The sequence below is a fragment of the Winogradskyella sp. genome, assembly GCF_028289625.1.
In the GTDB taxonomy this organism is placed as follows: Bacteria; Bacteroidota; Bacteroidia; order Flavobacteriales; family Flavobacteriaceae; genus Winogradskyella.
Genome location: NZ_JANQOM010000040.1, coordinates 1 through 12,479 on the forward strand (window position 1 = coordinate 1; position 12,479 = coordinate 12,479).

The following is a 12,479-nucleotide window of genomic DNA, read 5'->3' on the forward strand; positions in this document are numbered from 1 at the left end:
AGCTGGCTTCTACCGAATACTGGTTACCGACCTTTTAAGGTGGCTATAGCGTCGGGGCTCACCTCTTACCATTCCGAACAGAGAAGTTAAGCCCGTCAGCGCCGATGGTACTGCGTCCGTGGAAGAGTAGGTCGCCGCCTTTTTTTGAATCCTGGTTCTAGTTTATAGGACCAGGATTTTTTTGTTTAAACTTATTTAGAAACAAGACCTTTACCTTAATCGTCTAAGCTAGTTTTTCTTCAAGATTGGTACTTGTATTTTTATTGTTTTCTTCATATTAGATAGATAATTCTGAAGATTTATTTTGGTATCTTACCCAATAATTTTTTACCAGAATGCCGAAATCCCTACTATGAATAAAGCCATATATATTGCTTCAAATGGATCTGATAGTGGTAAGTCAATTCTTACTGTTGGATTAATGAATGCCCTATTAAGACACAAGCCTAAAGTTGGTTATTTCCGCCCAATTATTGAATCAACAGAAAATGGATTAAAAGATAACCACATCAATACCGTTTTATCATATTTTTCTATAGATATGGACTATAGGGATGCTTATGGGTATTCTAATAAGGAACTCGTTAAACAATGGAGCAACGGTAATAGAGAAATAATCCTAGAAACAATCATTACAAAATATAAGAAACTTGAGGAATCGTTTGATTTTGTAATCGTTGAAGGCAGTGATTTTTCCCACTTTAGTTCTATTATAGAATTAGACTTAAATATCCTTATTGCAAAGAACTTGGGAATCCCTGTTATAATTATTTCTGGGGTTTTAGACAAACCTGTAGAATCATTCTTGGACAGTTTGCAATTAACATATGATTCTTTTATACAAAAAGATGTTAATGTTATTTCTGTTATAGCTAATAAAGTGCGTAAAGAAGAAATGCGACTCATAGAGCAAAGTCTAAAATCTAGTCTCCCGAATGCAGTGATTGTTAATTCTATTCCAATTAACGAAAAACTTAAGAATCCAACGATGAAGGAGTTGTCAGACTTTATAGAGGCCGAAGTCCTTTTTGGGAATGATTTACTAGATAGACCAACTGGTGAAATTGCAATTGGCGCAATGCATTTGCAACATTTCTTGGAGCATCTTACGGAAGATGCCGTTATTGTTACTCCTGCAGATCGTGAGGATATCTTAATGGGAAGTCTTCAAGCTCATATTTCTGCTAATTACCCTAGTTTGGCTGGGGTAGTGCTTAGTGGTGAAATGGAGTTATCCGATTCTGTTATAAGGTTAATTGAAGGATTGGAAAAAATAATACCTATTGTAGCGGTCCAAGAACCTACGTTTAATATAGCGTTTCAATTAGCCAATGTACGTTCTCATATTTACGCTACAAATACCAATAAAATTAGAATGTCAATAGATATGTTTGAGAAATATGTTGATGTCGAGAAACTTATGACTCATTTAGAATCCTATGAAGTAAATAAAGCCATGACTCCTCGAATGTTTCAATATTATCTGATGAAACGGGCAATGCAAGAACGCAAACATATTGTACTCCCTGAGGGAAATGACGACCGTATACTTATTGCGGCTTCAAAGATTCAAGAGTTGGATATTCTCGATTTAACTATTTTGGGTCATCCTGATAAGGTGACAGCTTCAATAGAGCGCCTAAACATTTCTTTTAATTTTGAGAAGACACAGATTATAAATCCTGAAGAGTCAAAATATTTTCAGGATTTTACAAAAACGTTATATGAGCTCAGAAAACACAAAGGCTTAAGTCCTGCCATGGCAGAAGATTTAATGATTGATGTATCCTATTTTGGTACTATGATGGTCTATAAAGGGCTTGCAGATGGTATGGTTTCGGGCGCAGCTCATACAACCGCACACACCATTAAGCCCGCTCTTCAGTTTATTAAGACTAGACCAGGATTCTCAGTGGTTTCCTCTGTATTTTTTATGTGCTTAGAGGACCGTGTTTCTGTTTTTGGTGATTGTGCTATTAATCCCAACCCAACTGCTGAAGAACTCTCAGATATAGCTATAGCTTCAGCAGATTCTAGTATCGCTTTTGGTATCGATGCAAAAATAGCAATGTTGTCATACTCATCTGGTGTCTCAGGCAAGGGAGCTGATGTGGAAATTGTTAAAAAGGCCACAGCAATTGTTAAATCCAAACGACCTGACCTCAAAGTAGAAGGTCCAATTCAATATGATGCAGCCGTAGACCCTGAAGTTGGAAGAAAAAAATTACCCAATTCTGAAGTAGCTGGTCAGGCTAGTGTTTTAATTTTCCCCGACTTGAACACTGGAAATAATACTTATAAGGCTGTTCAAAGAGAAACAGGGGCTCTTGCTATTGGTCCAATGCTTCAAGGGCTCAACAAACCAATTAATGATTTGAGTAGAGGATGTACAGTTGAAGATATATTTAATACTGTAATTATAACCGCTATTCAAGCCCAAGACCAAAATTGATAATGAAATTATTAGTTCTTAATTCAGGCAGTTCTTCACTTAAGTACCAACTATTTTCAATGCCAGATGAAATAGTTTTATGCTCTGGTATTGTTGAGAGAATTGGATTAAGCGATTCGAAATACAAACATAAATCTCATAAGTATAGTTCAGAAGCAACGGTAGAAATTGCTAATCATAACCAAGGCTTGAATTATGTGGTAAATCTGTTATTAGATGAAGAGTTTGGTGTTGTTTCTTCAATTGATGAAATTGAAGCTGTTGGTCACCGTGTTGTACATGGTGGTAGTGCTTTTAAAGATACAATTGAAGTTACAGAAGAAGTAAAATCCACTATAGAATCTTTAATTCATCTGGCACCGCTTCATAATCCAGCAAATCTTGAGGGTATAAAGGTGTCAGAATCTGTTTTCACAAAAGCACTTCAAGTCGCAGTATTCGATACGGCTTTTCATCAAACAATTCCCCCTAAAGCCTATAAATATGCTATACCAAATGATTTATTAGATGACCATGATGTCCGACTATACGGTTTTCATGGTAGTAGCCATAAATACGTGTCAAAACGGGCTATTGATTATTTGGGTAGAAATCATTCAAAGATCATAACGATTCATTTGGGTAACGGATGTAGTATGACGGCTGTTGAAAATGGTCAAAGCATTGATCATAGTTTGGGGTTCTCTCCAGTTAATGGTTTAATAATGGGTACGCGTTCAGGAGATATTGACCACTCTTTGATTTTTTATTTAATTAATAATCTGAATTATGACCTAAATGAGGTGAACACATTACTACAATCAAAAAGTGGTTTATTGGGTTTAACAGGAATGAGTGATATGCGTGATATCGAAGCTGGGGCAAACAAAGGAAATTCTTTGTGCCAATTAGCTTTAGAAATGACCGCCTACAGAATTAAAAAATATATTGGTGCTTACATCGCAGCAATGAATGGTTTAGATTGCATTGTTTTTACCGCTGGCATAGGAGAGAATTCAGTATTAATGCGGCAAATGGTTTGTAGTGATTTAGAGACCTTTGGTATTGAGTTGGATGTTTCTAAAAATGAACAAAACTCACATGAAATAAAGGAGATTAACAAAGAAAGTTCTAAAATAAAAATTTTGGTCATACCAACGAATGAGGAATTGGAGATAGCAAGACAGACCTATCGATTATTCTCAGAAAGGCTATAAAAAACCGAGTAATCTACTCGGTTTTTTATATTCTTATGTATGAATTAATACTATCCTTTTATGACACCTCTAGAGATTACAATTTTCTGTATCTCCGAAGTACCTTCATAAATCTGGGTAATTTTTGCATCGCGCATTAAACGCTCTACATGGTATTCTTTTACAAAACCATTTCCACCATGTATCTGCACGGCTTCAACAGTCTGTTCCATTGCTACTTTACTGGCATAAAGTTTAGCCATAGCACTAGACATATCGTAATTATGACCTTGGTCTTTATCCCAGGCGGCTTTCATTACTAACATACGAGCAGCTTCAATTTCAGTATACATATCAGCAAGCTTAAACGCAATGGCCTGATGGTTTGCAATTTCGGTACCAAAGGCCTTTCGTTCTTTTGAATATTTTAAAGCCAATTCATAAGCACCTGAAGCAATACCTAAAGCTTGTGCAGCAATGCCTATTCTACCACCTGAAAGTGTTTTCATGGCAAATTTGAATCCAAAGCCATCTTCACCAATTCTATTTTCTTTAGGAACTTTTACGTCATTAAACTGAAGTGTATGTGTGTCACTACCACGAATGCCTAGTTTATCTTCTTTTGGACCAATATCAAATCCTGGCATCCCTTTCTCGATAATAAAAGCATTAATACCACGATGCCCTTTTTCCCTGTCTGTTTGCGCTATAACCAAATACACATCAGAGCGCCCACCATTAGTAATCCAGTTTTTAGTGCCATTAAGAATATAATGGTCTCCCATGTCAATCGCAGTTGTTTTTTGCGAGGTAGCATCACTACCTGCTTCTGGCTCACTGAGACAAAAAGCACCTATTTGCTCGCCTGTGGCAAGTTTAGTTAGATATTTCTCTTTTTGAGCTTCCGTACCAAAAGCTTCAAGCCCATAACAAACCAAAGAATTATTTACGGATACCATAACAGAAGCAGAAGCATCAATTTTGGACAATTCTTCCATAATCAGCACATAAGAAATAGCATCCATGCCACTACCTCCATATTTAGGGTCTACCATAATACCCATAAACCCTAGCTCACCCATTTTGCGAACTAATTCATCGGGAAACGTTTGTGCATTATCACGTTCTATAACACCTGGAAGAAGTTCGGTCTGTGCAAAATCTCTCGCCGCATCTCTAATCATTAAATGTTCTTCAGTTAAGCTAAAATCCATAAAGTAAGTTAATTATTGATTTGTTAAAAAATTCATGCAAAGATAACTTTTTCTTGCTGTATTTTCAACAAGGAATGTTATTTTTACTAATATGACAAAGTCTAAGTACAATGTGATAGCAGTAATGTCTGGGACATCTTTAGATGGTGTAGATATTATTCATGCAACTTACACATTCAATAACCATTGGTCATTCAAAATTCACCAGTCCGAAACTGTAAAATACTCAAAGCAATGGACGTCAATTTTGGGTCAATTGGTCCATAAGTCATCCGAAGAGTTATATAAAATAGATGTTAATTATTCAAAATATTTGGCCTCGGTAATTTCAGACTTTGTCAATAGACATGCCTTAGATCAAATTGATTTTGTGTCATCTCATGGCCATACCGCTTTGCATCAACCCGAAAACCAATTGACCTATCAAATTGGAAATCAACAGATTTTAGCTGAGGCTCTCAATAGAAAAGTGATTTGCGACTTCAGAATTCAGGATGTGGAACTTGGAGGACAAGGTGCACCTCTCGTGCCTGTAGGTGACCGATTGTTATTTGGCGAATACGATTTCTGTTTAAACCTAGGAGGATTTGCAAATATCTCCTTTGAAAATCAAGATGAGCGCATTGCCTATGATATATGCCCTGTAAATATTGTTTTGAACAACTATGTGAAGCAATTGAATTTGGAATTTGATGATAAAGGAGAATTGGCATCGCAAGGCACTATCAATGAAAGATTACTGAATCAACTCAATCAGCTTGAGTTTTATAATCAACTTCCGCCAAAATCCTTAGGTTTAGAATGGGTGAAGTCTGAAATCCTTCCAATCATTACGTCTTATCAAATTGAAATTAAAGATATACTTCGGACTTTTGTAGAACACATAGCAATTCAAATTTCAAAGGTTTTAAATATTGAAAATACCAGCGTCTTAGTTACAGGTGGTGGTGCATACAATGATTTTTTGATGGATAGGATTAAAATGCTATCAAAATCTGAAGTTAGTATTCCCAGTAAGGAAATCATCGAATTTAAAGAGGCATTGGTGTTTGGTTTATTGGGAGTTCTTAAAGATAGAGATGCGATTAATTGTCTTAAAAGTGTTACTGGAGCAAGCCAAGATCATTCTTCAGGAAAAATTTTATTTCCTAAAGCTTAAAATTAATATTTAATTATCTTTTAGGTATTAGAGTTTTTTATATTTGTTACAGCTAACTAATTAACATAAATTGATAAAGGAATTACTACACAAGTTCGAGAACAAATCTCCCGAAATAGTTTTTCAATGGAATGACTCTGAAACCGATGCCGAAGGTTGGGTCGTTATAAATTCGCTAAGAGGTGGTGCATCAGGTGGCGGCACGAGAATGCGAAAAGGATTAGATAGAAATGAGGTATTGTCACTAGCCAAAACTATGGAAGTGAAGTTCACCGTTTCTGGCCCGTCAATTGGTGGTGCCAAGTCTGGCATCAATTTTGACCCTCACGACCCAAGAAAAAAAGCAGTTTTAGAGCGTTGGTATGCTGCGGTTTCACCATTATTGAAAAGCTATTATGGAACAGGTGGCGATCTAAATGTGGATGAAATTCATGAAGTGATTCCAATCACTGAAGATAGTGGAGTATGGCACCCACAAGAGGGTGTTTTTGAAGGGCATTTCAAACCAACTCAAGCCGATAAAATCAATCGCATTGGCCAGCTAAGACAGGGTGTTAAAAAGGTTATAGAGAACCCAAAGTACTCACCAAATGTTTCTAGAAAATATACTGTAGCGGATATGATTACAGGATACGGTGTGGCTATTGCGGCAAAACATTTTTACACCATTTATGGAAGCACGATTAAAGGAAAACGTGTTGTGGTTCAAGGGTTTGGCAATGTAGGTGCTTCAGCGGCATTTTATTTTGCACAGATGGGTGCGAAAGTTGTTGGACTATTAGACAAAGAAGGCGGTTTAATAAAAACTGAAGGGTTTTCATTCAAGGAGATTACAGAACTTTATCTCAACAAAAGTGGAAATACTATGGTTGCAGACAATCTTATACCTTTTGAAGCGATAAACGAACAAATATGGTCTTTAGAAACAGAAGTTTTTGCACCATGTGCGGCATCGCGATTAGTTACGAAAGAACAGATTGACCAGATGATTGCTACTGGACTCGAACTCATTACTTGTGGAGCAAATGTACCATTTGCGGATAAGGAAATTTTCTTCGGGCCGATTATGGAACACACTGACCAAAAGGTAAGCTTAATACCAGATTTTATTTCAAATTGTGGAATGGCAAGAATTTTTGCCTACTTTATGGAACGCAAGGTGCAAATGACCGATGAAGCCATATTTAATGATACATCAAGAGTGATAAAAAAAGCGATAAAAGAAGTTAAAAAGAATAATCCACATAATATTGGCATTAGTGAAACCGCTTTTGAAATTGCACTAAGACAATTAATATAAACATCCTTATACTATGGAAACCGTTATAATTCTCGTGTTTGTTTTTGGTTATTTAGCCATTACGTTAGAGCATAATATTAAAATTGATAAGTTGATACCTGCTTTAGTAATGATGGCCATAAGTTGGGCATTGATTTCTCTGGGCATTGATGACTTTTCGCAATGGTTCGATTCAGCCAAGCATAGTTTGATGGATAATTTTGGATTGTTAGACCATGAGGAAAAAATGCATTTGATGGAAGAAACCTTACTCCATCATTTAGGTAAAACAGCAGAAATATTGGTTTTTCTCTTAGGAGCAATGACCATAGTAGAAATTATAGATTATTTTGATGGGTTTTCGACAATAAAATCTGTTGTTAATTTCAATAGCCGAAAGAAATTGTTGTGGATGTTTTCTTCATTAGCATTCATCTTATCAGCCATTATAGACAACCTAACCGCAACGATAGTTTTAATATCCATACTTCAAAAGATAGTTAAGGATAGAGATGTTAGAATCTGGTATGCTGGTTTAATAATAATAGCAGCAAATGCAGGTGGTGCATGGTCGCCGATAGGTGATGTTACAACAACCATGCTTTGGATAGGAGATAAAGTGTCTACAGGTAAATTATTTATTTATCTTTTCATTCCATCCTTATTATGTATGGTGGTACCAACATTTATTGCTTCACTTTTAAAACCTTTTAAGGGGGAATTAGAATTACAAGCTGATGATAACAAACCAAAGAGTAAGTTCGGTTCAACCATGTTATTTTTAGGGCTTGGTGCTATAGTATTTGTACCGATTTTTAAAGTGATTACACATTTGCCACCGTATGTTGGTATGATGTTGTCACTTGGTGTTGTGGCGGTTTTTGCAGAAATTTATAGTAATTCTAAGTTCGCTATATCTGCAGCAGTTTCAGAAGAACACCATGAGCATGCAAGCCATAGTCCAGTACATCATTCCTTATCTAAAATAGAATTACCTAGTATCCTATTTTTCTTGGGGATTTTAATGGCTGTTGCAGCATTAGAGTCTTTAGGCATTCTTTTTGGTTTTGCCAATACCTTACAAGATACAATGCCAATGTTGGGTACTGAATTACATGGAGAAGGTGTTTCTGATTTAGTGGTGCTTTTACTAGGCGTAGGTTCTGCAGTTATAGATAATGTGCCATTAGTAGCGGCAAGTTTAGGCATGTTCTCTGAGCCACTTGATAACGAATTATGGCATTTTATTGCCTACTCTGCAGGTACAGGTGGAAGTATGTTAATCATTGGTTCTGCTGCAGGAGTCGTTGCCATGGGAATGGAAAAAATAGACTTTTTCTGGTACTTAAGGAAAATAGCTTGGTTAGCACTTGTAGGATTTATAGCAGGTGCTGCAGCCTTTATGATAACAAGAGCTATTTTCTAACATACTTAAGTAAAAAACTTAACGTTATAACTTACAGAAACTTTTTAACTTAAAACTTATTATATGATATTACTAAGTAATATTCAAGACGAGGTAGAGGCGCTTACCGAAGGTGAGCAAGTTGAAAAAACCCTATCGATTATTGAGTTAATTACAAGCGGTGGTAGCTCAGGAATGGTGATTATTCTTATTTTGTTCTTACTGCTTATAATGGCGACCTATATTTATTTTGAACGAATTTTTGCGATTAAAGCAGCATCAAAAGTAGATTCAAATTTTATGAATCAAATTAAAGATCATGTGAGCCATGGTAAAATTGATTCTGCCCAGATGCTCTGCGCACAGCAGAATTCACCAGTTTCGCGATTAATAGCTAAAGGCATCACAAGAATTGGGAAACCTCTCGAAGACATTAATACAGCTATTGAAAATGCTGGGCGTTTAGAGATTTATAGTTTGGAAAAAAACGTCAGTATTTTGGCAACTATATCTGGTGTAGCACCAATGATAGGGTTTTTAGGAACCGTTGTGGGTATGATCCTGTCAATTTTTGAATTGGCAAATGCAGGTGGTACCATACAAATGGATGTACTGGCAAGTGGTTTATATACAGCGATGACAACAACCGTTGGTGGACTTATTGTTGGTATTATTGCTTACGTGGCCTATAATCACGTTGTTGTAAGAACAAATAAGGTCGTATATCAGATGGAGGCCAACTCTGTAGAATTTTTAGATCACCTAAACGAGCCTATCTAAAATGAACATTAGAGGACGAAATAAAGTCACACCAGAATTCAATATGGCATCCATGACCGATATTGTGTTCTTACTGTTGATCTTTTTTATGATTGCATCGACGTTGGTCACTACCAATGCCATAGATATCATATTGCCAAAAGCAAGTGGGAAGACCCAAAATAAGAAATCGACTGCAGTAAGTATCAAAAAGGATTTAACCTATTATATCGATCAGAAACGTGTAGGGGAGAGTGTTTTGGAAAGTCAATTAGTATCGATTTTATCAGAGCAAGAGCAACCAACGATTGTATTAAGAGCCGAAAAATCCGTACCTGTTGAGAATGTAGTAAAGGTTATGGATATTGCCAATAGGAATAAGTTTAAAGTCATATTAGCAGTAAAGCCCAACTAAACGGCATTGTTTTTGAAACGATACAAGTAAAGTGTATGTAAGATGAAATATTTTGAGACCAAACACCAACGTAATTCAGCAAGAATCACGGCATTAATTGCTTTGATTTTGTTCTTGCTGTTGTTTTATTTTGGTCCTCCGTATTTAGATCCACCTACTGAGTATGGTGTTGCCGTCAATTTTGGAACTACCGATTTTGGAAGTGGTAATAGACCTTTAGCCCAACCTAGAAAAGCCGTTGAAGAAAAAGTTGTGGAAGAATCCCAGCCTGAAACTTCTGAGGCCCAACCCACTGAGACTTCTACCAAGGCGGAGGAAGTTATGACCGAAGAGAATGCCGAAGCTATTGCTATAAAGAAACAAAAAGAAGCAGAAGCCAAAGCAAAGGCTGAAGCAGAGCGTATTGAACGTGAAAAGCGTGAAGCTGAAGAGCGAAAAAGAAAAGAAGAAGACGCAAAAATAAAAAAGCTGGATAATCTTATTGGAGGTGTAAAAAACTCCAATGGTAATGATAATGGTGGAGAAGGTCCAGATAATCGAGGTGGTAATAAAGGACAGTTAGATGGTGACCCTTATGCGCCTAGTTATTTTGGTGGTTCAGGACCAGGGAAAGGTGGAGTAGGCTATGGATTAGGAGGAAGAGGGCGACCATCAAAACGAATTTACAAGCAAGATTGCAATGAGTATGGTTTAGTTGTTGTTAGAATAGAAGTCAATCGACAAGGCAAAGTCATAAAAGCAGAACCTGGGATTAGAGGCACAACAAACACACATCCTTGTTTATTAGAGCCAGCTAAGAAAATTGCCTTATCTCACAAATGGCCAGCCGATGCAGATGCACCAGCAAAACAAATAGGTTTTGTGAGTATTAACTTTGATGTAGGTCAATAATCTATGAATTACCAAGATACAATCAATTGGATGTTTCAACAGCTTCCAATGTATCAGAATAAAGGTAAAGCAGCATACAAGGAAGATTTATCGAACACGATAAAGCTTGCAAAGCATCTTAAACATCCTGAAAGACAATTTAAATCCATTCACGTCGCAGGTACCAATGGCAAGGGCTCAACAAGTCACATGCTGGCTTCGGTCCTTCAAGAAGCAGGTTATAAAGTAGGCTTATATACCTCTCCACATTTAAAAGATTTTAGAGAACGTATTCGTATCAATAGTAAAGTTATTAGCAAACAATTTGTCATTGGTTTTATCGAGAGGAATAAGTCATTTTTTGAAGCCAACAACCTATCCTTTTTTGAAATGACTGTGGGTATGGCCTTCGATTATTTTGCCAAAAAAGATGTTGATTTAGCAGTGATTGAGGTCGGTATGGGTGGCCGTTTGGATTCTACAAACATAATCACTCCAGAATTGTCCATTATCACCAATATTGGGTTTGATCATATGCAGTTTTTAGGCAATACCCTTGAAAAAATAGCAGGAGAAAAAGCGGGAATTATCAAAAAAGGCATTCCAATAGTTATTGGCCAAACACAACCCGAAACCAAAGCTGTTTTTAACGATAAAGCCCATGCGAATGGTTCGGACATTTGTTTTGCAGATCAATTAATTGATGAGGAGCTAGAAAGTGATTTAAAAGGAAGCTACCAACACCATAACATTAAAACCGTGATGCAATCCGTGAAGCTTTTAAAGCAGATGGGTTTTAAAATTTCTAACGACCAGTTAAAAAAGGGATTGCTCAACGTCACAAAGCATACAGGTTTGCAAGGCCGTTGGCAAGTGTTGCAACTAAATCCTAAAGTGATTTGCGATACGGCACATAATAAGGAAGGACTGACTTATGTTATGGAGCAAGTGCAAACGGAGACTTTTAAGCAATTACATATCGTTTTTGGTGTGGTTAGTGACAAGGACCTAAATACCATAATTCCTTTATTGCCTAAAGATGCCGTTTACTACTTCTGTAAGCCTAACATACAACGTGGTTTAGATGCAGAACAATTAGCTCTGATTTTTAAGAAAGAGGGGCGAATTGGTAAAGCTTTTGAAAGTGTTGAAATAGCTTATAAAACGGCACTAAATAAGGCCAATAAAGATGATTTAATTTACGTTGGTGGAAGTACTTTTGTAGTCGCTGAAATAATTTGATTTTTTTGTAAAAAACCTTTTGAGATTTTAAAAACTAGTCTATATTTGCATCCCGATTGTTAACGGGACAATCATTAGGGCGCGTAGCTCAGTTGGTTCAGAGCACTTGGTTTACACCCAAGGGGTCAGGGGTTCGAATCCCTTCGCGCCCACGAATAAATCAAAAGCAAGCAAAATCATAAAGCTTGCTTTTTTGATTTTGTGAGGTTTTGATTTTCAAAGCTGAAAGCTTTGGGATATGTAATCCCTTTTTTATGTATATTGTAAAGCAAAGGGTCATTAACTCAGTTGGTTTAGAGTGTTACCTTGACAGGGTAGAAGTCACTGGTTCGAATCCAGTATGACCCACATCAAGCAGAAAATCCAAACGATAGTTTGGGTTTTTTTATTCATGAAAATTAATAGGATTGATTTTATGGAAGTTTCGTGAATAAAAAAACAATAATCGCTTCGCGATTAGGATTTTCTATTTGCAGTAGTGGATTTTATCTGGAACAAGGTTATTAATC

General features: G+C 36.6%; 10 protein-coding genes, 2 tRNA genes and 1 rRNA gene. 12 read left to right on the forward strand and 1 reads right to left on the reverse strand.

What is annotated here, in order from left to right; genetic code table 11:
• Positions 1-35 precede the first annotated feature (35 nt).
• The 3 genes from rrf (at position 36) to Q0992_RS08695 (ending at position 3,648) form a co-directional block, all read left to right on the forward strand.
• A 5S ribosomal RNA gene (rrf, locus tag Q0992_RS08685) occupies positions 36-143 on the forward strand.
• Between the two features lie 209 nt (positions 144-352).
• Positions 353-2,452 (forward strand): phosphate acetyltransferase, encoded by a 2,100-nt coding sequence (pta, locus tag Q0992_RS08690; RefSeq protein WP_299522551.1) that lies wholly within the window; start codon positions 353-355, stop codon positions 2,450-2,452.
• Positions 2,453-2,454: 2 nt separating this feature from the next.
• The gene (locus Q0992_RS08695; protein ID WP_299522554.1) at positions 2,455-3,648 is read left to right on the forward strand and encodes an acetate/propionate family kinase; all 1,194 of its coding nucleotides are present in this window, start codon (positions 2,455-2,457) and stop codon (positions 3,646-3,648) included.
• Between the two features lie 50 nt (positions 3,649-3,698).
• Here the strand turns inward: Q0992_RS08695 and Q0992_RS08700 are convergent, their stop codons facing one another.
• Entirely contained in the window at positions 3,699-4,841 is a 1,143-nt protein-coding gene (locus tag Q0992_RS08700) for an acyl-CoA dehydrogenase (protein ID WP_299522557.1), read from the reverse strand.
• A gap of 91 nt (positions 4,842-4,932) precedes the next feature.
• Here Q0992_RS08700 and Q0992_RS08705 point away from each other — a divergent pair, with 91 nt between their 5' ends.
• The 9 genes from Q0992_RS08705 to Q0992_RS08745 all read left to right on the forward strand — a co-directional run bounded on the left by Q0992_RS08705 (position 4,933) and on the right by Q0992_RS08745 (position 12,318).
• Entirely contained in the window at positions 4,933-6,000 is a 1,068-nt protein-coding gene (locus Q0992_RS08705; protein ID WP_299522560.1) for an anhydro-N-acetylmuramic acid kinase, read from the forward strand.
• A gap of 73 nt (positions 6,001-6,073) precedes the next feature.
• Entirely contained in the window at positions 6,074-7,300 is a 1,227-nt protein-coding gene (locus Q0992_RS08710) for a Glu/Leu/Phe/Val dehydrogenase dimerization domain-containing protein (protein WP_299522738.1), read from the forward strand.
• A gap of 13 nt (positions 7,301-7,313) precedes the next feature.
• A complete protein-coding gene (gene nhaD, locus Q0992_RS08715; protein ID WP_299522563.1) occupies positions 7,314-8,705 on the forward strand; it encodes a sodium:proton antiporter NhaD in 1,392 nt (463 codons plus the stop codon).
• A 63-nt stretch (positions 8,706-8,768) separates the two neighbouring features.
• Positions 8,769-9,464: a MotA/TolQ/ExbB proton channel family protein gene (locus Q0992_RS08720; RefSeq protein WP_299522566.1), complete on the forward strand. Its 696-nt coding sequence runs from the start codon at positions 8,769-8,771 to the stop codon at positions 9,462-9,464.
• 1 nt (position 9,465) lies between these two features.
• Positions 9,466-9,858: a biopolymer transporter ExbD gene (locus Q0992_RS08725; protein ID WP_299522569.1), complete on the forward strand. Its 393-nt coding sequence runs from the start codon at positions 9,466-9,468 to the stop codon at positions 9,856-9,858.
• 42 nt (positions 9,859-9,900) lie between these two features.
• Positions 9,901-10,749 carry an energy transducer TonB gene (locus Q0992_RS08730; RefSeq protein ID WP_299522572.1) on the forward strand — a complete coding sequence of 283 codons (849 nt, stop codon included), beginning with the start codon at positions 9,901-9,903 and terminating at the stop codon, positions 10,747-10,749.
• Between the two features lie 3 nt (positions 10,750-10,752).
• A complete protein-coding gene (locus Q0992_RS08735; RefSeq protein ID WP_299522575.1) occupies positions 10,753-11,970 on the forward strand; it encodes a folylpolyglutamate synthase/dihydrofolate synthase family protein in 1,218 nt (405 codons plus the stop codon).
• A 77-nt stretch (positions 11,971-12,047) separates the two neighbouring features.
• Positions 12,048-12,122, forward strand: a tRNA-Val gene (locus tag Q0992_RS08740).
• A gap of 121 nt (positions 12,123-12,243) precedes the next feature.
• Positions 12,244-12,318 (forward strand) — tRNA-Val (locus tag Q0992_RS08745).
• Positions 12,319-12,479 lie beyond the last annotated feature (161 nt).

Excerpts from the sequence above, each read along its gene's own strand:
- nhaD (WP_299522563.1), top strand. The coding sequence starts at position 7,314 with ATGGAAACCGTTATAATTCTCGTGTTTGTTTTTGGTTATTTAGCCATT.
- Q0992_RS08705 (WP_299522560.1), top strand. The coding sequence starts at position 4,933 with ATGACAAAGTCTAAGTACAATGTGATAGCAGTAATGTCTGGGACATCT.
- Q0992_RS08735 (WP_299522575.1), top strand. The coding sequence starts at position 10,753 with ATGAATTACCAAGATACAATCAATTGGATGTTTCAACAGCTTCCAATG.
- Q0992_RS08695 (WP_299522554.1), top strand. The coding sequence starts at position 2,455 with ATGAAATTATTAGTTCTTAATTCAGGCAGTTCTTCACTTAAGTACCAA.
- Q0992_RS08725 (WP_299522569.1), top strand. The coding sequence starts at position 9,466 with ATGAACATTAGAGGACGAAATAAAGTCACACCAGAATTCAATATGGCA.
- Q0992_RS08730 (WP_299522572.1), top strand. The coding sequence starts at position 9,901 with ATGAAATATTTTGAGACCAAACACCAACGTAATTCAGCAAGAATCACG.
- Q0992_RS08700 (WP_299522557.1), bottom strand. The coding sequence starts at position 4,841 with ATGGATTTTAGCTTAACTGAAGAACATTTAATGATTAGAGATGCGGCG.
- Q0992_RS08720 (WP_299522566.1), top strand. The coding sequence starts at position 8,769 with ATGATATTACTAAGTAATATTCAAGACGAGGTAGAGGCGCTTACCGAA.
- pta (WP_299522551.1), top strand. The coding sequence starts at position 353 with ATGAATAAAGCCATATATATTGCTTCAAATGGATCTGATAGTGGTAAG.